The sequence below is a fragment of the Streptococcus sp. NCTC 11567 genome, from assembly GCF_902141215.1.
GTDB lineage: Bacteria > Bacillota > Bacilli > Lactobacillales > Streptococcaceae > Streptococcus > Streptococcus dysgalactiae.
Genome location: NZ_LR595857.1, coordinates 1413644 through 1435862 on the forward strand (window position 1 = coordinate 1413644; position 22219 = coordinate 1435862).

General features: G+C 40.2%; 19 protein-coding genes and 1 pseudogene. 2 read left to right on the forward strand and 18 right to left on the reverse strand.

The window, feature by feature from the left end:
- Nucleotides 1-67: 67 nt before the first annotated feature.
- From FQT67_RS07100 to FQT67_RS07125, 6 genes and pseudogenes are all read right to left on the reverse strand, one after another.
- Nucleotides 68-1804: an ABC transporter ATP-binding protein gene (locus FQT67_RS07100; RefSeq protein WP_046177569.1), complete on the reverse strand. Its 1737-nt coding sequence runs from the start codon at nt 1802-1804 to the stop codon at nt 68-70.
- On the reverse strand, nt 1791-3539 hold the full coding sequence (locus tag FQT67_RS07105) for an ABC transporter transmembrane domain-containing protein (RefSeq protein ID WP_046177570.1): 1749 nt from the start codon (nt 3537-3539) through the stop codon (nt 1791-1793). Before FQT67_RS07105 ends, FQT67_RS07100 begins: the two co-directional genes overlap by 14 nt.
- 94 nt (nt 3540-3633) lie before the next feature.
- The gene (locus tag FQT67_RS07110) at nt 3634-4149 is read right to left on the reverse strand and encodes a VanZ family protein (protein ID WP_012767302.1); all 516 of its coding nucleotides are present in this window, start codon (nt 4147-4149) and stop codon (nt 3634-3636) included.
- Between the two features lie 4 nt (nt 4150-4153).
- Nucleotides 4154-5236, reverse strand: a complete 1083-nt coding sequence (rlmN, locus tag FQT67_RS07115; RefSeq protein WP_046159306.1) for a 23S rRNA (adenine(2503)-C(2))-methyltransferase RlmN — start codon at nt 5234-5236, stop codon at nt 4154-4156.
- A 3-nt stretch (nt 5237-5239) separates the two neighbouring features.
- Nucleotides 5240-5854, reverse strand: a complete 615-nt coding sequence (locus FQT67_RS07120; RefSeq protein WP_003061776.1) for a YutD family protein — start codon at nt 5852-5854, stop codon at nt 5240-5242.
- A 258-nt stretch (nt 5855-6112) separates the two neighbouring features.
- Nucleotides 6113-6954 (reverse strand): annotated as a pseudogene (locus tag FQT67_RS07125) (SDR family oxidoreductase).
- A 303-nt stretch (nt 6955-7257) separates the two neighbouring features.
- Between FQT67_RS07125 and FQT67_RS07130 the strand changes: the two are divergent.
- The gene (locus tag FQT67_RS07130) at nt 7258-8487 is read left to right on the forward strand and encodes an IS110 family transposase (RefSeq protein WP_046177576.1); all 1230 of its coding nucleotides are present in this window, start codon (nt 7258-7260) and stop codon (nt 8485-8487) included.
- A gap of 226 nt (nt 8488-8713) precedes the next feature.
- On the opposite strand, the gene FQT67_RS07135 is transcribed toward FQT67_RS07130, so the two are convergent.
- The 11 genes from FQT67_RS07135 to arcC all read right to left on the reverse strand — a co-directional run bounded on the left by FQT67_RS07135 (nt 8714) and on the right by arcC (nt 19242).
- Nucleotides 8714-9679 carry a substrate-binding domain-containing protein gene (locus tag FQT67_RS07135; protein ID WP_022554978.1) on the reverse strand — a complete coding sequence of 322 codons (966 nt, stop codon included), beginning with the start codon at nt 9677-9679 and terminating at the stop codon, nt 8714-8716.
- A 78-nt stretch (nt 9680-9757) separates the two neighbouring features.
- Nucleotides 9758-10699 (reverse strand): ribose ABC transporter permease, encoded by a 942-nt coding sequence (rbsC, locus tag FQT67_RS07140; RefSeq protein WP_046177544.1) that lies wholly within the window; start codon nt 10697-10699, stop codon nt 9758-9760.
- A 1-nt stretch (nt 10700) separates the two neighbouring features.
- Nucleotides 10701-12179: a sugar ABC transporter ATP-binding protein gene (locus FQT67_RS07145; RefSeq protein WP_046177543.1), complete on the reverse strand. Its 1479-nt coding sequence runs from the start codon at nt 12177-12179 to the stop codon at nt 10701-10703.
- A gap of 15 nt (nt 12180-12194) precedes the next feature.
- On the reverse strand, nt 12195-12593 hold the full coding sequence (gene rbsD / locus FQT67_RS07150) for a D-ribose pyranase (RefSeq protein ID WP_003061114.1): 399 nt from the start codon (nt 12591-12593) through the stop codon (nt 12195-12197).
- Nucleotides 12568-13479 carry a ribokinase gene (gene rbsK, locus FQT67_RS07155; protein ID WP_003061715.1) on the reverse strand — a complete coding sequence of 304 codons (912 nt, stop codon included), beginning with the start codon at nt 13477-13479 and terminating at the stop codon, nt 12568-12570. Before rbsK ends, rbsD begins: the two co-directional genes overlap by 26 nt.
- On the reverse strand, nt 13472-14455 hold the full coding sequence (locus FQT67_RS07160; protein ID WP_003053684.1) for a LacI family DNA-binding transcriptional regulator: 984 nt from the start codon (nt 14453-14455) through the stop codon (nt 13472-13474). The genes rbsK and FQT67_RS07160 overlap by 8 nt, the downstream gene beginning before the upstream one ends.
- 280 nt (nt 14456-14735) lie before the next feature.
- Nucleotides 14736-15773, reverse strand: coding sequence for a SepM family pheromone-processing serine protease (locus FQT67_RS07165; protein WP_015057897.1), 1038 nt, complete (start codon nt 15771-15773; stop codon nt 14736-14738).
- On the reverse strand, nt 15760-16251 hold the full coding sequence (coaD, locus tag FQT67_RS07170) for a pantetheine-phosphate adenylyltransferase (protein ID WP_003051905.1): 492 nt from the start codon (nt 16249-16251) through the stop codon (nt 15760-15762). Before coaD ends, FQT67_RS07165 begins: the two co-directional genes overlap by 14 nt.
- Complete coding sequence (rsmD, locus tag FQT67_RS07175; protein WP_041781651.1) at nt 16241-16780, reverse strand: 16S rRNA (guanine(966)-N(2))-methyltransferase RsmD; 540 nt, start codon at nt 16778-16780, stop codon at nt 16241-16243. The genes coaD and rsmD overlap by 11 nt, the downstream gene beginning before the upstream one ends.
- Before the next feature lie 193 nt (nt 16781-16973).
- Entirely contained in the window at nt 16974-17966 is a 993-nt protein-coding gene (gene asnA, locus FQT67_RS07180; protein ID WP_003061055.1) for an aspartate--ammonia ligase, read from the reverse strand.
- 325 nt (nt 17967-18291) lie between these two features.
- Nucleotides 18292-19242: a carbamate kinase gene (arcC, locus tag FQT67_RS07185; RefSeq protein ID WP_012767309.1), complete on the reverse strand. Its 951-nt coding sequence runs from the start codon at nt 19240-19242 to the stop codon at nt 18292-18294.
- 303 nt (nt 19243-19545) lie between these two features.
- On the opposite strand from arcC, the gene FQT67_RS07190 reads away from it, so the two are divergent.
- Nucleotides 19546-20775 carry an IS110 family transposase gene (locus FQT67_RS07190; protein ID WP_046177576.1) on the forward strand — a complete coding sequence of 410 codons (1230 nt, stop codon included), beginning with the start codon at nt 19546-19548 and terminating at the stop codon, nt 20773-20775.
- Nucleotides 20776-20878: 103 nt separating this feature from the next.
- On the opposite strand, the gene FQT67_RS07195 is transcribed toward FQT67_RS07190, so the two are convergent.
- Nucleotides 20879-22210, reverse strand: a complete 1332-nt coding sequence (locus FQT67_RS07195) for a dipeptidase (protein ID WP_046177334.1) — start codon at nt 22208-22210, stop codon at nt 20879-20881.
- Between the last annotated feature and the right edge of the window lie 9 nt (nt 22211-22219).

The window sequence follows — 22219 nt, forward strand, 5'->3', positions numbered from 1 at the left end:
GTCATCATTTGAGATGACAATTGTCAATTAAAAAACCCTAGCCACTTTGGTGACTAGGGTTAAGGTATTATAACATCCCTGCTTGTAATTGATACATTTTATAATAGGTACCTTTTTGATTAAGCAATTCTTCGTGACGTCCATGTTCAATAATTTTTCCTTTATCAAGCACATAGATACAATTAGCATCTTGAATGGTTGATAAGCGATGAGCAATAGCAATGGTTGTACGGCCTTGTCGCATTTTAGCTAGAGAGCGTTGTACAATAGCTTCTGTTTCAGAATCGATATTGGCAGTCGCTTCATCAAGAATTAGAATTTTAGGCTTGCTGGCTACCGTTCTTGCAAATGCTAATAACTGCCGCTGACCTGTCGAAAAGCTTGCCCCTCTTTCACTAACAGGAGATTGGTACTGGTCTGGTAATTTTTGAATAAATTGATCCGCATCGACAAAAGCAGCAGCAGCTTTGACTTCTTCATCACTTAGGCTTTGATACATCCGAATGTTAGAAGCGATAGTCCCATGATATAAAAATGGATCCTGCAAAACTAACCCAATAGACTGGCGCAATTCCTCTTGAGAATAATCACGAATATCATGCCCATCAAGTAAAATATGTCCCGATTGGAAGTCATAAAAGCGCATGAAAACGTTAATGATAGAAGACTTCCCAGAACCTGTCGCTCCTACAAAAGCGATGGTCTCTCCTTTCTTAACCTCAAAAGAAATATTATCCAAAACCTTTTGTTTACCATCATAAGAGAATGACACGTTTTTAAAGGAAATATTCCCTTCTGTGACTTTAATTGGTTGATTAGCTTGCTGTGGTTCAAAGGATTCTTCGTCAATTAATTTGAAGACACGACCTGCTGACACCATCGAGGTCTGCAAAGTTGAAAAGTTTTGAGTAACTTCAATTAAAGGATCAAATAAACGATTAATGTACTGGATAAAGGCGTACATCATCCCAGCCGTAATGGCACCATTAAGTCCTTTGAAACCAAAATAAGCCATTAATACCGCATACGCTAACAGTTTCAAAAGGGACATGGCTGGACGTAAGAAAATACTATCTAAAGCTACCGATTTGTTGGCATAACGAACATGCTCTTGATTGATGACTTCAAACTCATCTTTCAATCGATCCTCTTGTCCAAATGCCTGAATAATACGAATCCCTTCGATACTTTCTGCCAGTTTGCTGTTGATATCGCTGAGTAAACTTCTTGTTTTATCAATCACTTGCACCGATTTTTTTCGATAAAGATTGACCAAAATCACAATAAAAGGAAGAAAAATCACGACTAGGCTTGTTAAGGTCACATCTAACAACAGCATGGTATAAAGGGTCACAGAAAAAATAAAAATAGCAGAAATAAAACTAGATAATATGCCCGAAAACATATCACTGATAGCTTCGGTGTCGTTGGTTATCCGAGAGACAATAGAACCTGCTGGCGTTTTATCAAAATAAGCCATACCTAACACCTGCATTTTAGCAAAGGCATCCCGTCTGATATCTCTGACAATACTATATGACACACGCGCAAAAAAGAGATTCCCAAGGTATTGAACTACACTTTGAATGAGATACATGCCATAGTAACCCAATAAAAGTAGGAAAGCTGGCTGATTCAAAGCTGTCAAATAGTGATCAATGAAGCGTGACGCAATCAACGGTATGATACTTTTGATAACAGTGGTTAACAATAAGAGCGCTAAGGCAAATAGAGTGAGCCATTTATAAGGTTTCAAATAGGATAAGAGGCGTTTAAACACTTGCCATTGATTATTTGTCCTCATGGTCTTCTACCTCCATTTCCAATTGTTGTGAAGCATAGGTTTTAGCGTACCAACCTCCCGCTGCTACCAAATCCTCATGACGGCCACTCTCAATAATACGACCATGTTGTAAAACCAAAATCAAATCTGCGTGAACAACCGCACTCAAACGGTGAGCGGTAATAATGGTTGTCTTATCTTGTCTTGTTTGTTTCAGGTTCTCAATAATAGCATGCTCTGTTTTGGCATCAACAGCTGATAAGGAATCATCTAAAATTAAAATATCTGGGTCCAATATCATCGCACGACTCATCGCAATTCGTTGTTTTTGCCCACCAGATAAGGACACCCCTTTTTCACCGATTAAGGTATGAAAACCTTGTGGCATTTCCATAATATCATTATAGACATGGGAGAGACGTGTCGCTGCTTCTACTTCCTCAACCGATAACTTAGGATTACCAAAACGAACATTTTCTAAAATACTAGTCGCAAATAAAAATTGGTCTTGAGGAACATAGCCCATTAAATGCCGCAAATCTTTAAGACGATAATTCTTAATATTGTGATTATTCAAGCAAATAGCGCCATCAGTCACGTCATATTCTCTCAATAGAAGCTTAATAAGACTTGTTTTACCCGAGCCTGTCTGTCCAACCAATCCTAAGGTTTGTCCTTTTTCTAACCTGAAATGAATATCGGTCAATGTTTCTTCTTTATCGTAAGAAAAATGATTGATATCGTAGGTCAAAGAACCATTAGAAATTGTTGTTAAGGGATGACTGCTTTCTTCAACATCCGAGGCTTGTTCTAATAATTGACTGATACGCTCATAAGAGACACTTCCCCGTTGAACCATATTGAATAAAAAGCCAACTGCCATCAAAGGCCAGACGAGCATATCGAGGTAGGTCATAAAGGTCACTAAATTCCCAATCGTTACTTGCCCAGCCTTGATCATAAAAGCCCCAACTAATAAGGTTAGCACATAGGATAAGCCAAGAAAAAGAAGCACCACCGGATCAAACATGACATCATAAAACATCGTTCTCATGTTCTTCTTAAAGGTCATCTGATTGATTTCCTGGAAAGAAGCTACTTCATCCCTTTGATAGCCAAACGATTTGGTCACTTTAATACCAGCTACACTTTCTTGAACTTTGTTATTCAATTCTGAGAAAGCTGCCTGAGATTCTCCAAATGCCTTATGAGTTTTGCGCCCTAGACGACTAGTTGCGTAAGCCATCAGGGGCAAAGGCAAGACTGCAATGACTGTCATTTGCCAAGAAATTGTGAGGAGCATGGTTAATAAGGTCACAATTGCTGTTATCGAGGCGTCAACCGCAGACATAACCCCACCTCCTGCCAAACGAGTAAGGGAATTAATATCATTGGTCGCGTGGGCCATCAAATCTCCTGTTCGATAACGTTGGTAAAAAGAAGGAGACATCTTGGTAAAGTGCTCAAAGAGTTTAAAACGCATGACACGTCCTAATCGATAAGACGTCCCAAAAATACAGATCCGCCAGACGTAGCGTAAGGCATACATTGCTAAAGCAGCTATGATAAGCCAAAAAAGGTACCAAAGCAACTCGCTTTTAGTTAGTCTCTGGCTAGTAATCCCATCAATCACAATCCCCATGATTTTTGGGGGAATTAAATTCAAAAAAGCCACCAAACTTAAGGATAAAATCCCGATAAGATAGGGTTTCTTTTCTTCCTTAAAAAACCACCATAAGTTTTTCAAAATAGACATTAACTCTCCCTCCGCATTAATATATCTTTCAATCTAATCTTATATCAGTAATAAAAAGTCTCTCCATTGGAGAGAAATTTAGCTTAAATTCGTCTTACAAAGACCTAGACAGGCGATGATGCAGCCATCGATAACTATAAAAGGCCAATAAAGCACCCAAGCTATTTGTCCACAAGTCATCCAACTCAAATACTCGATTAGCATCTATCAGAACATCAAGCAACAGTTGGGTCAATTCGATGATCAAACTGATTCTAAACCCTAGCCATAAACTTTTGCTTGGGCTGTGCCAATTTTTCCATAGGCAATGAATCATAAAAACCAAGGGATAGAGTAAAAAAACATTCATTACATTTTGCCCAATAACCCAGCTAAGTTCCAAAGGGGTTGACAATTGAGGTAGCGACCATAGGCTATTCAAAGGTACCACGAGGAAACGAAGACGTCCAACTTCTATGACATGTGGTGTTTGTATGCCTTTAAACAAGTTGGGTTGAGGGGTAAAACACATCAAAACAATGGCCAAAACATAAGCCGCTAAAACAAGGAGGAAAAACCACCGCCATTTTCTCCTCACTAATCCTTCCTGATTAAAGACTTGCTTTAGCATCCTCTTATGCGTTGGTTGCTGCAGCTTTTTCACGGTCTTTTTTCATGGTATTGGAACGTAATTGTCCACAGGCCGCATCAATATCGGTACCGTGCTCTTGACGCACGACACAGTTGACACCGTTTTTCTTCAACACATCGTAAAATGCTGAAACGCGTTCTTTAGGACTTCTACTGTATTGGTCGTGTTCTGAAACAGGATTGTAGGGAATCAAGTTAACGTAAGACAATTTGCGAATATTTTTAGTCAGGTCTGCCAACTCCTGAGCCTGCTCAACACCATCATTGACCTCATTTAACATGATGTATTCAAAGGTTACACGACGGTTAGTTGTTTCAATATAATACTCAATGGCTGCAAAAAGTTTTTCGAGTGGAAAAGATCGGTTGATTCTCATGATGCTTGAACGTAAGTCATTATTAGGGGCATGAAGTGATACCGCTAAATTAACCTGCACTCCTTCGTTGGCAAACTCACGAATCTTATGCGCCAAACCGGAAGTTGATACCGTGATATGGCGAGCACCAATAGCTAGACCATTGTCATCATTAATCGTCCGTAAGAAACTCATCACATTTTGGTAATTGTCAAATGGCTCACCAATTCCCATAACAACCACATGACTGACACGTTCGTCTTGACCACGCTCATCAAAATATTTTTGAACCAGCATAATCTGAGCTGTGATTTCACCACTGTTTAAATCACGCTGTTTTTTGATTAAACCGCTAGCACAGAAGGTACAGCCAATATTACAACCAACTTGTGTGGTAACACAAACAGAATGCCCATAATGCTGACGCATCAAAACTGTTTCAATGAGCATACCATCTGGTAACTCAAACAAATACTTAACAGTTCCGTCAGCTGACTCTTGAACAATGCGTTGCTTCAGAGGATTGACGCAAAAATTTTCCTTTAAGATAGCAATAAAATCTTTGGAAATATTAGTCATGTCATCAAAAGACTGAACACGTTTTTTATAGAGCCAATCCCAAATTTGGGTAGCTCTAAATTTCTTTTGTCCGTGGTCAATAGCCCAAGCAATTACGTCTTCCCGGGTCAAGCTGTAAATGGATGGTTTCATGGATTACTGATCCTTCTTTCTGATAATAAAGTGATCAGACTTAGCATTAAGCTGCTTGGTCTGATTACGTTTCGACTTGCTCTTATTGTTTTCTTTACGCTTTTTACTAGTAAAGGTTTGTTTGTCAGCTGGTTTTTCCTTTTGAGAACGCTTCTGTTTGTTTTTTTGAGGTGCTACCTGTGGATTTGTTTGACCTGATTTCCGTCGATTTGGTTTTGACTTAGAGGACTTTTTCCGTCTTGGCTGACACTCCTCTTCGAAAGTGATTTCTTTAGGATTAGGATTTTCCAAAACAAAATAGGCACAGCCAAAATTGCAAAACTCTTTAATATAGTCTTCTAAGCGTGAAATGCGGTTTGTTTTTTTAACGTCATTACTGTCCTTGTAAAACCCTTTGAGACGTAGTTGCTCATTTCCCCAATCGCCAACAATATAGTCGTACTTGAGTAAAATCTCTGTATAACGTTGACCAAAACTGGTCGTATCAAAGGCATTTTTAACATTTTCAAGCAAGAGGAACTCTATACCTTCTGCTTTGACCTGCTGGTCAAAGTGACTAAATTCTGGCCCAGGAAATTTATTGTAGTTATACATTTCTGGTGAAATGTCTTTTTTCATGTGACTCCTTTCATAAGAATCCTTAAATATCAATGGTTAGGTTATTTCAATTGTGGTAACTCCTGCTACTCTTGTCAATCATGTGGGAATAGTTTACTTCCTTAGAATTAGAGTGACTGACAAAACCGAGTTTCAACGTTACCCGTAACTCATCTATTATACACTATTTTTAAGCTTTTGTAAGTAGGAAACAAGTCATCATAGCAAGAACGGCTACCAATCACCATTGGTCTAAATTAAATCTCTCACTTAAGATGCTTAAGAATGATTCTCTGTTAAGAACTGGTCTAAGGATTTAGCTGGTCGTCCTAAAACGGTTTCGATAGCTGGGGAAATACCCGATTGTTCACCTGCAGCTATAGCTGTATAGGTACTCACCCAGGCATCGTATTCCCAGTCTTGAGCTGGCCAATATTGACGAGAGGCATAAGCTTCTGGAACGGTTTCTGAACTATAAGGAATGCTTTTTTGACACCAGTGACTAAGTTTCTGGGCAATAACTGACAAACTTAGGTTCTCAGGACCAGTCAGATTCAAGGTTTGGTTCTCCCAATTTTGAGGGTGTTGACTGATTGTCGCTATTACTTCTGTCACATCAGACCGTACGACAGCTGACACTTTCCCCTCTGCAGCTGGCCCTCTTAATTCACCATCTCTTAAGCCCAAGTCAAACCAAAAATCTAGGTAAAAATTATCTTTTAAAAAAGTATACGTTAACCCATTTTCTTTGATGTAAGCTTCGGTTACGGCATGATCTCTAGCTAAGGTAAAGATCGAATTGGGGCTGGCTTGATAAAACGAGGTGTAAATGATGTGTCTAACTCCTGAAATTTTGGCTGCATCAATAAAAGCTTTGTGCTCTTCCAAACGATTAAGGCTCTCATGGGCTGATACCATCACCAAGACATCTACTCCTCGTAAAGTTTTCTGTGTTTCTAAACTACAATCATAGTTGGCTTGGTGAATGGTGGTATTAGGCAATGGAGCAACCTTATGTGGTCTTCTTGCCAATTGGCGAAAAATACTCCTTCTTTAGCTAAAGCCTGTGCGACAGCCTGTCCTAAATGTCCAGTCATTCCTGTAATGGCTAATGTTGCCATAATTATAATTTATTCCTTTCGTTTCACTCAAGGCACAACACTGAATGAAAAGGTGTTATGCTCTTTATTTTTGTCTATAATAACAGTGAGAAGCCCTATCACTACTACAAATCACGGGGAGGAGAGTAAGTGAGTAGTTCAGCTACTACCTCGAATAATTATAGGTGTGGTTCTTCCTATCAAGCACAACTAACTGTGACTAAGAGCACGTAAACTTATACTTGGATAAGCGACTCGTTTGTGAAAGGGAAGAGCAGTCAAGGGATAGGAGCTTCTCTACTTTTGAGAAAGGAGTTTCCTCCTATGTTAAAAATCGTTTATCCTAATTGTTGTGGAATTGATGTGCATAAAACTTTTGTCGTAGCAGTTATTGCCATCGCCAATAATCAAGGAATTACTGAGTACCATCGTAAACGCTTCTCCACCTTTACCAATGGACTCACTCAGCTACGTGATTGGTTGGAATATTATTCCTGCTTCGATGTCTGTATGGAATCTACTGGTAAATACTGGATTCCTGTTTTCAATATCCTAGAAGAACAGACCAATGTCTGCTTAGCTCATCCCAAATATGTCAAAGCTATTCGAGGAAAGAAAACCGACAAGAAAGATGCGCAATGGATAGCCGACCTCTTCAAGCATGATTTAGTTGCTTCTAGCTTTATTCCCCCGCTCAAAATCAGACAACTCCGTGACCTTTTCAGATATCGCATGAAGCTAACACAACTTCAGGTTGGCGAGAAAAATCGGTATCAGAACTGTCTCACTTGGTCTAATCTTCAAATTGCAAGTGTCGTTTCCGATGTTTTCGGAAAAAGCGCTCAAGCTATTATTAAGAGCATCCTTGACAATCCACAAGATAAACCCAATATTGAGCAACTGGTTCACAAGAGAATGAAGAATAAAGTCCAAGACTTGGAAATCGCTATGGAAGGTGCTTTAACATCTGAACAAGCTGAGAAAATCAGAGTCATCAAAGCTCATTATGATGCCTTAGCTATCTGTAAAGAAGATTTGGAACAGATGATTCGGGAACTGGGACAAGACTATCAACATCAAGTAAAACTAATTCAAACCGTACCTGGTTTCAAAGAGGACTTATCTGCTCTCAGAATCATCTCAGAAATTGGTTGCGATATGACAGTCTTTGATTCAGCTGCCAAACTGTGTTCCTGGGCTGGACTTGTCCCTGCCAACAATGAAAGTGCTGGGAAAAAGTTTTCTACGCGCATTTCTAAAGGGGGAAAATACTTGAAACCTTTCCTTGTTCAAGTCGCAAACGCTGTTGTCAAATCTGATAAGCATCCAGAATTGAGAAACAAGTATCTTAAACTCAAGAAACGCCGGGGACACCGAAAAGCAATTAGCGCTATCTGTCGCAGATTACTGGTTTCTGTGTACCAAGTGCTACGGAAACAAGAAGACTACAATCCTGTTTTACAAGGACTGACCGAAATACGAAATCCTGATAAAACGATGTCTGTTCAAGACGCTGTTCGTTTTGCACAACAGCACGGATTCAATGTCGCTTAATCTCAAAAATCAGGTTTCAACACCTCTTTTTAGTGCGCCCAAAATCAGGATAAACAATAAATCAATTAGCTTTTATTTTTTTCAAACTTCTCCTTAAGGATCTCTAGCTTGAGCGAAATGATTAGCAGTCTGTTTGAACCCACTATAGCACTTTTGAAGTTTCCATGCTAATGATTACTTTTAAAAAAAGCCCTTAAGCCTAAGCTTAAGAGCAGTTATAGTTAACTTACCAATTGTATTTGTCAACATTTTCTTTGGTAACAAGGTAAATTGGTGATACGGTCTCTTTATCCACTTTTTTTCCATTGTAGTGGTCAATAGCCGCTTGGATAGCAATTTCACCCATTTTAGCAGGTTGTTGAGCGATTGTTGCTGTAATATCACCTTTTTCAATAGCTTGGTGAGCATCTGGTTGACCATCAATACCAATGATTAAAACATTTTGAAGACCTGCTGATTTAACAGCTTGAGCAGCTCCGAGTGCCATTTCATCGTTTTGGGCAAAAATGACTTGAACGTCTTTGTTTCCTTGAATCATGTTTTGTGCTGTGTTCAAGGCTTTAGCACGGTCAAAGTTAGCTGACTGACTTGATAAAACTTCTAATTTTTCTTTTGCAACTTTATTAAAACCATTACCACGGTCTACAGTCGCTGAAGCTCCTGGAACGCCTGACAATTCAAAGGCTTTTGCTTTTTCACCAAGCTCTTTCACAATGTAATCAGCAGCCATTTTACCCGCTTCAACATTATCAGAAGCAACTGTTGTTAAAACATCACCACCATTGCTACCACGGTCAATAAGAATAACAGGGATACTAGCATTGTTAGCAGCTTTAATCGCTGGCACAATGGCGTCTGAGTCCACTGGATTAATCAAAATAGCATCCACATTTTGGCTAATAAAGTTTTGCACATCGTCCGCTTGACGTGCTGCATCATCTTGAGCATCAGCAACTTTTAAGCTCACTTCTTTTTTATCAGCATACTTGTCTAAACCATCTTTCATAGCGACGAAGTAAGGGTTATTCGTGGTGGAAATAGATACCCCTAATTTCAAGTCTTTAGCAGCTTTTTTTGTCACCTCTTTGCTTGTTCCAGAAGAATTTCCTAGACCAGTTTTTCCGCAAGCTCCTAAGACAAGAAGCATTGACATAAGTAAGGCTAGAAAGCCAAGTTTTTTCGTAAATTTCATGATGTCTCCTTTTTAAAAATTGTTTAACACTAAGACCGTACATGCATTAGCATGCCAACAATAACTGAAACATTTCTCTTATTTTGCAACTTTAAAGCGATCTAGTAACACGGCAATCAAGATAACAATCCCTTTTACCACTTGTTGCCAAAAGGCTGATACACCAATAATGTTTAACCCGTTATTAAGGACCCCAATAATCAAGGCACCAATCAATGTTCCTAGGATACGCCCTTTACCTCCTGATAAAGAAGTTCCTCCAAGAACAACGGCTGCAATAGCATCCATTTCATAACTGCTACCAGCCGTTGGCTGAGCAGAGCTCAAACGAGAAGTAATGATTAGCCCAGAAATAGCAGCCATCATTCCTGAAATGGTATAAATAATAAGTTTGACTTTATTGAGTTTAACACCTGAGGTATACGCTGCTTTTTCATTGCCTCCTAGCGCGTAAACAGATTTCCCAAAGGCAGTTTTGTGCAAGAGCACATACAAAATAAGAAAGACGATAAACATAAGGATAACTGGGAAAGGAATACCGACAATATACCCTTGTCCTAAAAACTGAAAGAGGAATGAGTCAGACAATCCTTTAGTAATGGGATTCCCATTAGTATACACAAGCGTTGCTCCTCGGAAAATAGTCATGGTAGCCAAGGTGACGATAAATGGCGCCAATTTCCCATAAGAAATAAAGAGACCATTTACCATTCCAAATAAGCCACCCATGATAACAGCTAATAAAATAGCTAAAGGAACAGGCACACCTGAAGCTATAAATCCAGTTGAGAGAGCACTAGAGAGAGCTAAAATCGAACCTACCGATAAATCAATCCCACCAGTTAAAATGACAAAAGTCATCCCAAAGGCAATAAAACCATTAGCGGTTAACTGCAAAAGTAAGTTTAATAAGTTGTTTGTGGTTAAAAAGTTAGGATTAATCAGCGTGATGACAATCATTAACCCAACGAGTGCGACCAGAGTGGTTAACTCTGACATGTATTTCATTACTTGTTTCACCTTAATTTCCTCCTGTTGCCAACTGCATGACTTTTTCCTGACTAGCTTCTTCACGAGAAAGTTGGCCAGCAATACGTCCTTCGTGCATAACCATAATCCGATCACTAACGCCTAATACTTCTGGAAGGTCTGAAGAGACCATAATAATAGGCACACCTCTCTCTGCCAATTCATTCATTAATTGGTAAATTTCGCGTTTGGCACCAACATCCACCCCTCTAGTGGGTTCATCTAAAATCAATACTTTTGGAGCAATGCCAATCCATTTCGCAAGGACAACCTTTTGCTGGTTCCCACCAGAAAGATTTCCCACCGGTAAAGTGGGCGTCCCGGATTTTATACGCAAGCGGTTAATTAATTGCTCAACAAAGGTGGTACTGGTTTTGTCGTCGAAGAAACCATGCTTACTGAAATCTTTGGTACTTGGCAAGGTCATGTTATCTTTGATACTAAAGTCTAAAATCAACCCCTCATCTTTTCGATCTTCCGTCAAAAATCCGATGCCGTGCTTAATCGCCTGAGCTGGATTATGAATCATGACTTCTTTCCCATCAATCATAACCTGTCCTGACTGTTTAGGATCCAAACCAAAAATAGTTCGCATCACTTCGGTTCGACCAGAACCCATTAACCCTGAAAAGCCAAGAATTTCGCCCTGTTTTACTTGGAATGAAACCCCTTGAAAAGTTTGTCCGGATAATTCCTTAACTTCAAAGGCAACTGATCCAATAGTAGCTGTTTTTTCTGGATAGTAATCTTCGATATCACGTCCAACCATTTTTTTGACCAGTTCATCTGGAGTCGTCTCTTGAGTTGGTTTCGTGTCAACGACAATCCCGTCTCGCATGACCGTTACCATATCAGTAATTTTGAAGATTTCTTCCATACGATGGGAAATATAGACAATACCAACACCTTCTTCTTTTAAACTGCCAATAATCTTGAAGAGATTTTCAGTTTCGCGATCAGTAAGAGCGGCTGTCGGTTCATCCATAATTAATAATGACACTTCAGACAGGAGGCTTTTAGCAATTTCAATCATCTGTTGCTGACCAACTGAGAGATCTCCAATACGCTTATCCAAGGGAATAGACACTCCTAATCTTTTGAATGCATACCTAGCCTTCTCCTTCATGGCCTTATCATCTAGAAGTCCAAAAGATTTTTTGATTTCTCGCCCTAAAAAGAGGTTTTCGAGTACTGTCATCTCGGGCCATGTGTTCATTTCCTGATGAATAAAGCTAATACCAAATGCTTCTGCTTCTTGTGGATTAGCAAAGGCCATTTCTTTTCCATCAATCAAAATGGTTCCAGAACTTGCTGGAAAAAGTCCTGTCAAAATGTTCATCAAGGTAGACTTACCTGCACCATTTTCTCCCATCAAGGCATGAACTTCTCCTGAAGTCACCACTAAATCAATGGCTTCCAGTACCTTGTTGGTTCCAAAAGATTTGGAAATCCCTCTCATGTCAATTTTCATGCTAGTGTCCCCTTTCTAAATCATCACCCCTGACTGCAAGATGACATTGGAATAAGGAGTATTTTCACCTGTTCTTACAACAGCTTTAGTTGACTTGGTCAACGCTTTTAATTCCTCGTGGCTAACGTACTCCACAATAACTGAACTATCCAATCTAGCTAATAAATCCTCTAATTGTTTTGGATTTTGGCTTTTAATTTCTTCTGCTAAGATAACTTTTTCGACTAACACATGCTCTAAGTAAACTGCTAAGACGTCTTGGAAATTAGGTTGTCCTGGTTTGAGTGCCAAATCAATTTTAGCAACACCGTCTGGAACAGGAAGTCCTAAATCACCGATACAGACACGGTCTGTGTGTCCTAAATCATCTGCCAGTTTAGCCAAATGACTATTCAAAATCCCATGCTTTTTCATAAGCGTCGTGCTCCTTCATTTCTGATAATGTTGGCATGCCACCTTGGGCACCAAATTGTTGAACAGATAAGTGTGAGGCCAAGGTCGCAAATTTTAAAGATTCACGCATGTCTAATCCTTTTGAAACAGCAAAACCAAAGGCTCCGTTAAAGGTATCTCCAGCACCTGTCGTATCAATAGCTTCAGTCTTAATGGCTGGAATCAGTTGAATAACTTGCCCATCAAAGTAAGTAGATCCCTTAGTTCCCAAAGTAACGATAAGACGATTTGGATATGCCTCAAGAATAGTGTCCAATTCTTTATCTGGGAAGAGTTCTTGAACTTCATGTTGGTTTGGTGTGAAATAGGTGACCAAGTCTAGCATCTCTTTATCTGTTTCTCTCGCAGGGGCTGGGTTATAGAGCACCTTGATGCCTTTATCATGACAAAATTGAGCTATGCCCAAATTAGCTTGGTGCGGGATTTCATTTTGAAGAATAACCAAATCAGCTGCTTCTAATAAATCCCATTCTTTTTCCCAAAGAGTTGTGTCAACCTCTCCATTCGCTCCGGGACAATAGATAATTCGGTTGTCATGGTTAAAAATGGTGATTTGAGCAATACCAGACGATGATGGTACCGTTCCCACAAAGTCCACGTTAAGACCGTTATCTGCTAAATTTTGTAATAAGAGATGGCCAAAGGAATCCTCGCCCACAGCTCCCAGCATGTTAATCTGATCTTTTTGGGCGGCTAAGCGACCAACTGCAACAGCTTGGTTAGCCCCTTTACCACCAGGAACCATAGCAAAGCTATCTCCAAAAACCGTCTCTCCCTCTTGCGCAATCCGATTGGTCTTCATCACAAGGTCCATGGAGATACTGCCGACAATAACAATCTTACTCATTTTTTCTCCTTATAGTCTCACGTTCCACATAGTGAACTGGTAATTTTATGCGATTAGCTTCCACTGGCAACTGATTGGCAATGTTATAAACCAGTTCAGCTGCATAATGCCCCATCAAATAAGAGGATTGATGAATGGTTGACAGGGAAGGGTAAATAAATTGACTCATCAAAATATCGTCGTAACCCATCACTTGCACATCCTGAGGAATTTTCTTTCCACGGGAATGCAGCTCGTGAATATAAGCAATGGCGTGAATATCTGACGGGGCTATAATACTATCAATGATTGGATAGACGTCGAGGTTCTTACTAGCTTCCAACTGAATGCTTTCAAAATCAAAACTCTGGCTATCGCAGATGCGAAGGGTAACCTCTTTTTCGTGTAGATAAGAGAGGCTTGCTTCAAACCGTTCATTAATATTTTCGGCATTGTCTAGCGGTCCTCTAATCAAAAGCACTTCTTCTGTTCCCGCTTGCCAAACCGTTTGAGCAGCTAAGAGCCCTCCAGCTTTATTATCTGAAAAGACACCATACTGCGTTTCTTGGTCAACACGGTCTACCACCACAACTGGAATAGGCAAGTCGGGGTAACGCTTGGTAAAGTCATGAGTCGTAATAATACCTGCCGCATTGCTTTGAAGAAGGACATGAACATATTCTTCTTCTAGGGCTTCACTGTCTGAAATATTACCCAACATGACCCGATAACCTTTTTCTTTCAGGTATTCTTCGGCTCCCCTTGCTAGGCGCGGAAAGAAGGGGTTAGAAATATCAGGAAGGAGGAGACCAACTAACTGATTCTTTTTAGTTTTTAAAGACTGGGCCAAGACGTTGGGACTATAATGTAATTTGTCAATGGCAGCCTTAATCTTATCTCTAGCTTCATCAGAAACATAGCCTTTTTGAGAAATATATCTGGAAACTGTTGATTTGGATAAGCCTGCTTCTTCAGCGACTTGTTTGATCGTTGCCATTAGTTGTCCCCCTTTCTATTCATTTGTGGAACCGTTCTCACGTTTGTTATTGTAACCGTTTTCTTTTTGCTTGTCAACTATTTTCTAGCATTTTAAAGAAAGAAATCATTCTTTTTTAGAACCACTAGTTCAACCTGTAAGCTATTAGAGCGTCGATCATCTTGTTGCTACCAGCTAAAGTTTTTAAGGCATATAAAAAAGCCAGCTAGATGAGGTCAAAACACATCTAACTGACTCAACTGTTTCACGATTCAGTTGTCTTCTAGAAGACTAACCTCGTTTATTGACGAAGGTAGGCTAGGGCATCCTGAACAGTTGTTACAGGAACAATTTTCATTTTTGTTTTTAACTGCTTGGCTGCTCGCTTGGCCTCTTCATAATTGCTAATAGCTTTTGGATTGGCTTTTTTAACAGCTTTATCCACAGGATTATTCGGCACAAAGAAAATCTCAGCACCAGCATCTGCAGCAGCAACGACCTTAAGACCCGCACCGCCAATATCTCCAACTTCACCATCTTTACCAATGGTTCCTGTCCCGGCGATATGTCTTCCTTTACGAAGGTCTTCTTTATTAATTTGGTCGTAGATATCTAATGTAAACATTAAGCCTGCGCTAGGACCCCCAACACCTTGGGTACTAAACTCGATTTTGTCTGCTGAATTGACTTTAGTATGGTCTGTTAAAGCAATGCCGATACCATTTTTACCATTTTTTAGTTTGATGATACGACCTGTTTCAGACTTAGGTTCGCTATTACTAATAAACTGCACAGTCACCTTATCACCAAGTTTTAAATGAGAGACATAGTCCACAAGTTCTGTTGAACTCGTAAATTGTTTGTGATTCACTCCCGTTACCGTATCTGCTAAGTTTAAAGTACCTTTAAAGGTTGAATCCTTGCTAATATCTAACACATATACCCCTTTGTAGTCCAAAGTAACTGGTTTGTCTGCCAAGGTCAATGCCTGATAGACCGCAGCATTTTGTGAGGTTTCCATGTAGAATTGATTAATGCGGATATAGTCTGCATCGCTATAACCGCCTGTGGTATCCTCAACTGAACTGATTTCAGTAAAAGGGGTTAGCCAAGCATAGAGCAACTGAGCTAAACTGGCTCGACTGAGACTGACTGCCACAAACTGATAGGAGCCTTTATCTTTATCTTCTTTGCCATTAACCTTGACCACAGATCGAATGTCATAGGCTCCGCCAGGCATTTCAACATAATAAGGAAGAGGGAAAAAAAGGACGATAAGCAGAGCCACGAGGGCAATTAGACTAATCAGCCACCATTTAATTTTTTTAATTGTTTTCATTCATTTTCTCCACTTGAGTCATAACTGATTGAGGCACTAGTCCTTCCAAAGAGGACTGAAAATGAATCAACTCTCTGACTCGACTCGAACTAAGTTGTTGCCATTCATTTCTAGAAATGAAATAAACGGTCTCAAGCGTCGGAGCTAGCATGTGATTGAAATACTCCAAATTGGCTTCGTAATCAAAATCAGCACCGTTTCGTAGTCCTCTAACCAAGTGAGTGACCTGCAACTCTTTGGCTACATCAACAGCTAAGCGATTTTCTGCCATCACGACACTCACATTGGTCATTTCTGCTAAAGCCTGTTTAAGCATCAGTTGACGCGTTTGAGGGGTAAATAGCCCTTCCTTTATAGGATTATAAAAAATCCCGACATAGAGATGGTCACATAATTGGCTGGCTCGCTTAATAATATCCAGATGCCCATTGGTGACAGGATCAAACGATCCTGTATAAAGTCCTATTTTACTTGACATATACTGTTACCTTACTAATACCATAGGTTTTCTCTTTCCAAATCCCTAAGTTTGCAATTTCCTCTGGTAAAACCACGTTTTTATCCGTTTCGCACACCACCATAACGTCGTCACTCAATAACTCATTGGCAGCCAGAGCTTCAATGTTAGCGACAATAGTTTCCTTAGCATAAGGAGGATCCAAAAATACCAAATCAAATTGACCACTCAACTGATGAATAGCACGTTCAGCCTCCATTTTCAGGAGAGTAAACTGTTGTTCTGCTTTGGTCATCTTGATGTTTTCTTGGATAATGGCCTGCGCCTTACGATCACGTTCTACCAAAACAGCAGATGACATGCCGCGAGAAACCGCTTCAATAGACAAACCACCAGACCCTGAAAATAAGTCTAGAACCCGACCCCCATCAAAATAGGGTCCAATCATGTTAAAAATCGCCCCTCTAACTTTATCAGATGTGGGACGAGTTGTTTTACCATCGAGCGTCTTCAAGGGACGCCCGCCAAATTCACCAGATACAATTCTCATACCATTCATTATAGCAAATTTCTAAGGTCAAACCTTAAAAATAATTTCTTTTTTCAAAATTCTTAGTAACTAACCTTAAAAAAAGGCTAGGACAAGGGTCCAAAGCCTTTACTGAGTTCAAAAATAATCGTCACTAAGATTAAAAGTAATCCGAGTCGCCTGTCTGTTTTACCCACAGAATTCTGCGATTAGCTTACAAGATATTATCGTAGCTATCACGAACCTCTTGAGGCCATACGGAAGTTTGGACTTCTCCAATATGTTTTTTGCGCAACAAGAACATGGCCATACGTGATTGACCAATACCTCCACCGATGGAGAGTGGGAAGAGCCCATTTAACAAGGATTTATGCCAATCAAAAGCTAATCGGTCTTGGTCACCAGTAATTTCTACCTGACGTTTTAGGGCTTCCTCATCCACACGGATTCCCATTGAGGATAATTCAAAGGCTGAGCCAAGCTGGTCATTCCAAACCAAAATATCACCATTGAGGCCATGATAGCCATTTTCAGATTCTGTTGTCCAGTCGTCATAGTCAGGAGCACGACCATCATGCGGCTTGCCATCAGGTAGGATGCCACCAATACCAATTAAGAAGACTGCACCAAATTCTTTGGTAATCGCATTTTCGCGTTCTTTGGGTGTCAAGTCAGGGTATTTAGCTACCAATTCTTCGGTGTGAATGAAGGTAATTTTCTTTGGTAGAACCGCTTCAATATCATAACGGGCTTCAACAGCTAACTCGGTTAGACGAATCACCTTATAAATGGTTTCAACGGTTTCTTTGAGATAGGCTAGGTTGCGCTTGCCATCAGGAATGACCTTTTCCCAATCCCATTGATCAACATACACCGAGTGGGTTTGGTCAAGTGAATCCTCATCAGGCCGGAGAGCCTTCATATTAACAACAAGACCTTCACCTTCATTAAAGCCAAAACGGGCTAAGGTGTGACGTTTCCATTTTGCTAGTGAATGCACAACTTCAAAGGTTGCATTAGGAATATTCAAGACATTGACAGATACTGGATTTTCAATACCGGACAAATTATCTTGCATACCATCCCCGACCCGACTTAAAATGGGTCCTTGCACTTCAACAACATCAAGCTTAGCAATCAAATACTGTGTGAACGTATTTTTAACAAAGGAAATCTCCTCTTGTTGATGAATAAAACTTTTCTTCATAGCTCCTCCTTCTTTTTTGGTGACCTCTTGAGTCTATTAGAATCAGCAACATTAGTAAAAGCTGAACCTAGCCTACTCTTATTTAACTTATTGTTGAAAAATAAAAAATAGTATGACTATTATACACTTATTAAAAGTAAAAGAAAAGACCAATTTCATTGAAATTTAGCCTTTCTTGTTAAATATAATGAGTCCTATCGTGAGAGCTATCATGAGGATTGAAAGCGTTAGAAGAGTCAAATCAATGACATCATCAAGAACAAATGATTCGTCGTTCCCGAATGGATTGTCTGACTAGTCAGTGACTTGACGAAAGTCCTCTTGTTTAGCCTGCGATAATTTGTGTGCCAGCATTTGCTGATAGTACATTGTCAATATTTTCGAGTGATGTGATAATGGCTTTGGCATTTGGTTTGTTTTCAACAAAAGCAATGGCAGCTTCCACTTTTGGTAACATACTACCTGGTGCAAATTGGTCTTGTGTGATGTACTCTTTCATTTGAGAGACCGTTACTTCTTCCAATTTTGTTTGATCAGGTTTGTTGAAGTTAACATAAACATTGTCAACCCCTGTCAAAACGATAAAGAGGTCTGCATCCACCAATTCTGAAAGGGTTTGGCTAGCAAAGTCCTTGTCAATAACGGCTTCCACACCCGTAAGGGTCTTGCTAGCTGCATCTTCCACAACAGGCACACCGCCACCACCAGCACTAACCACAACAACGCCAGAATCAACCAGACTTCTGATGACGTTGGCTTCTTTAATGCCAACTGGTTTTGGTGATGGTACAACCTTACGCCAGCCACGACCAGCATCTTCTTTGAAACTTGCACCAGACTCTGCCATCTGTTTTTTGGCATCTTCTTCGGTAAGGAATGGGCCAATTGGTTTTGTTGGGTTTTCAAAAGCTGGGTCTTTGGCATCCACGATCACTTGAGTGACAACAGCTGCCACTTCTTTTTGAATGCCTTGGGCTTGCAATTCATTATCAAGGGCATTGACTAACCAAAAACCAATGCTACCTTCTGTCATGGCAACACAAGTGTCTAAAGGCATTGCTGGATTTTTTTCAGAATCCGCTGCTGCTTGTTGTAACAAGAGGTTACCAACTTGTGGGCCATTGCCGTGGGTCACGATAACTTCATGACCTTCTTTAATTAATTTAACCAATGATTTTGATGTGGAAATCAAGGCTTCTTGTTGTGCTTTTGCTGACGCATCTGTTGAAAGAATAGCATTTCCTCCAAGTGCGACCACGATTTTTTGTTTCGCCATAATTATAATTTATTCCTTTCGTTTCACTCAAGGCACAACACTGAATGAAAAGGTGTTATGCTCTTTATTTTTGTCTATAATAACAGTGAGAAGCCCTATCACTACTACAAATCACGGGGAGGAGAGTAAGTGAGTAGTTCAGCTACTACCTCGAATAATTATAGGTGTGGTTCTTCCTATCAAGCACAACTAACTGTGACTAAGAGCACGTAAACTTATACTTGGATAAGCGACTCGTTTGTGAAAGGGAAGAGCAGTCAAGGGATAGGAGCTTCTCTACTTTTGAGAAAGGAGTTTCCTCCTATGTTAAAAATCGTTTATCCTAATTGTTGTGGAATTGATGTGCATAAAACTTTTGTCGTAGCAGTTATTGCCATCGCCAATAATCAAGGAATTACTGAGTACCATCGTAAACGCTTCTCCACCTTTACCAATGGACTCACTCAGCTACGTGATTGGTTGGAATATTATTCCTGCTTCGATGTCTGTATGGAATCTACTGGTAAATACTGGATTCCTGTTTTCAATATCCTAGAAGAACAGACCAATGTCTGCTTAGCTCATCCCAAATATGTCAAAGCTATTCGAGGAAAGAAAACCGACAAGAAAGATGCGCAATGGATAGCCGACCTCTTCAAGCATGATTTAGTTGCTTCTAGCTTTATTCCCCCGCTCAAAATCAGACAACTCCGTGACCTTTTCAGATATCGCATGAAGCTAACACAACTTCAGGTTGGCGAGAAAAATCGGTATCAGAACTGTCTCACTTGGTCTAATCTTCAAATTGCAAGTGTCGTTTCCGATGTTTTCGGAAAAAGCGCTCAAGCTATTATTAAGAGCATCCTTGACAATCCACAAGATAAACCCAATATTGAGCAACTGGTTCACAAGAGAATGAAGAATAAAGTCCAAGACTTGGAAATCGCTATGGAAGGTGCTTTAACATCTGAACAAGCTGAGAAAATCAGAGTCATCAAAGCTCATTATGATGCCTTAGCTATCTGTAAAGAAGATTTGGAACAGATGATTCGGGAACTGGGACAAGACTATCAACATCAAGTAAAACTAATTCAAACCGTACCTGGTTTCAAAGAGGACTTATCTGCTCTCAGAATCATCTCAGAAATTGGTTGCGATATGACAGTCTTTGATTCAGCTGCCAAACTGTGTTCCTGGGCTGGACTTGTCCCTGCCAACAATGAAAGTGCTGGGAAAAAGTTTTCTACGCGCATTTCTAAAGGGGGAAAATACTTGAAACCTTTCCTTGTTCAAGTCGCAAACGCTGTTGTCAAATCTGATAAGCATCCAGAATTGAGAAACAAGTATCTTAAACTCAAGAAACGCCGGGGACACCGAAAAGCAATTAGCGCTATCTGTCGCAGATTACTGGTTTCTGTGTACCAAGTGCTACGGAAACAAGAAGACTACAATCCTGTTTTACAAGGACTGACCGAAATACGAAATCCTGATAAAACGATGTCTGTTCAAGACGCTGTTCGTTTTGCACAACAGCACGGATTCAATGTCGCTTAATCTCAAAAATCAGGTTTCAACACCTCTTTTTAGTGCGCCCAAAATCAGGATAAACAATAAATCAATTAGCTTTTATTTTTTTCAAACTTCTCCTCATGTATTGCTATCGCGTTAGTCGGTAAATAGCTTCCGCATAAATATCCATAGCGCGGTAAGCATCCGCTAAAACGATGTGTTCATTTTCTTGGTGTTCCGTTTGAACAGCATCAGGGAAAAGGGCACCAAAGGCAACACAATTGTCCATTGTTCTGGCAAAGGTTGCCCCTCCTGATGATTGGGCAGGGCTTTGATCACCGGTTTTTTCTCGATAGACTGTTAATAGGGTCGTTACCAATTCACTCTCTAATGGCACATATAAAGGTGCCAAATAATCAAATTCTTGGTAGGTTAGACCATATTCTTGCGCTTTTTGGCTTAATTGTTGGACCAATTTTTCCTTATCCGCCAGAACTGGAATCCGAATATCTAGGCGAATTTCTGCCTTGTCTTTGGTTAAGGTAAGCCCTGCGGCATTAAAGCTTAATTTGCCTGAAGGTTCATCTTCAACTGGTCCAAAAATGTTGAGTGCTCTGCCATCTTCATCAACGACATTGGCAAGAAAATCAAGGGTTTCATTGGGTTCAAGGACGACTAAGGCTTTGGCAAGTCTGATGAGGGCATTGATCCCATCCGGAGCATCTTTAGCATGCTGAGCAAGACCATACACCGTTAAGCTGTCCTCTTTGACGACGTACTCAAAGCCAAGCTTATCTAGTTCTTTTTGTAAAGCCTCCAGCTTATCACCTTGATAAGAGGCTCTTGCAGGAACAACATTGTAGGCTTGTCCGATTTCAAGTGACAGTTTATCATAACCTTTCCCCACTAATTTTGCCTGAAGTAGGCCTTTTTCGGCATAGGTTAAAGGGAAACTTGAATCAGGAGCAAACCCAAAGGTAGCCTGTTCTTCTACATCATTGTAGCGATTCATGCACCGCCACAAGGTTTCTTCGTCTGTCCCGAAAATAAAGCGAATGCGTTTATTAAAGGTTACACCTGCGTCTATCAAGGCTTTGGTGGCAAAAAGTGCCATCATGCTAGGCCCTTTGTCGTCTTGAGTACCGCGCCCAAACAAACAACCATCGGCTTCGACACAGTCAAATGGATCTGTCTGCCATAACTGACGGTCCCCTTCTGGAACAACATCTAAGTGGCACAGAATAGCCAAGACCTCTTTTTGATTACCTAATTCAGCATAGCCATAGTAACCTTTAGGATCAATATAAGTATGAAAGCCAAGACCTTGACATAAGTCTAAGGTTGCTTCGAGAACATCTTGAATGGCCTGTCCAAAAGGTGTGCCATTTTCCCCTTCATGACAAACAGAAGGGTAAGAAACGATCTGTTTAATGGCAGCTACACAGGCCTCTTGATGTTTAGGTGTGATATAGGATTCCATAGGAACCTC

Bases quoted from the DNA above. Each gene is read 5' to 3' on its own strand.
- FQT67_RS07100 (WP_046177569.1), bottom strand. From the start codon at position 1,804: ATGAGGACAAATAATCAATGGCAAGTGTTTAAACGCCTCTTATCCTAT.
- FQT67_RS07105 (WP_046177570.1), bottom strand. From the start codon at position 3,539: ATGTCTATTTTGAAAAACTTATGGTGGTTTTTTAAGGAAGAAAAGAAA.
- FQT67_RS07110 (WP_012767302.1), bottom strand. From the start codon at position 4,149: ATGCTAAAGCAAGTCTTTAATCAGGAAGGATTAGTGAGGAGAAAATGG.
- rlmN (WP_046159306.1), bottom strand. From the start codon at position 5,236: ATGAAACCATCCATTTACAGCTTGACCCGGGAAGACGTAATTGCTTGG.
- FQT67_RS07120 (WP_003061776.1), bottom strand. From the start codon at position 5,854: ATGAAAAAAGACATTTCACCAGAAATGTATAACTACAATAAATTTCCT.
- FQT67_RS07130 (WP_046177576.1), top strand. From the start codon at position 7,258: ATGTTAAAAATCGTTTATCCTAATTGTTGTGGAATTGATGTGCATAAA.
- FQT67_RS07135 (WP_022554978.1), bottom strand. From the start codon at position 9,679: ATGAAATTTACGAAAAAACTTGGCTTTCTAGCCTTACTTATGTCAATG.
- FQT67_RS07145 (WP_046177543.1), bottom strand. From the start codon at position 12,179: ATGAAAATTGACATGAGAGGGATTTCCAAATCTTTTGGAACCAACAAG.
- rbsD (WP_003061114.1), bottom strand. From the start codon at position 12,593: ATGAAAAAGCATGGGATTTTGAATAGTCATTTGGCTAAACTGGCAGAT.
- rbsK (WP_003061715.1), bottom strand. From the start codon at position 13,479: ATGAGTAAGATTGTTATTGTCGGCAGTATCTCCATGGACCTTGTGATG.
- FQT67_RS07160 (WP_003053684.1), bottom strand. From the start codon at position 14,455: ATGGCAACGATCAAACAAGTCGCTGAAGAAGCAGGCTTATCCAAATCA.
- FQT67_RS07165 (WP_015057897.1), bottom strand. From the start codon at position 15,773: ATGAAAACAATTAAAAAAATTAAATGGTGGCTGATTAGTCTAATTGCC.
- coaD (WP_003051905.1), bottom strand. From the start codon at position 16,251: ATGTCAAGTAAAATAGGACTTTATACAGGATCGTTTGATCCTGTCACC.
- rsmD (WP_041781651.1), bottom strand. From the start codon at position 16,780: ATGAGAATTGTATCTGGTGAATTTGGCGGGCGTCCCTTGAAGACGCTC.
- asnA (WP_003061055.1), bottom strand. From the start codon at position 17,966: ATGAAGAAAAGTTTTATTCATCAACAAGAGGAGATTTCCTTTGTTAAA.
- arcC (WP_012767309.1), bottom strand. From the start codon at position 19,242: ATGGCGAAACAAAAAATCGTGGTCGCACTTGGAGGAAATGCTATTCTT.
- FQT67_RS07190 (WP_046177576.1), top strand. From the start codon at position 19,546: ATGTTAAAAATCGTTTATCCTAATTGTTGTGGAATTGATGTGCATAAA.
- FQT67_RS07195 (WP_046177334.1), bottom strand. From the start codon at position 22,210: ATGGAATCCTATATCACACCTAAACATCAAGAGGCCTGTGTAGCTGCC.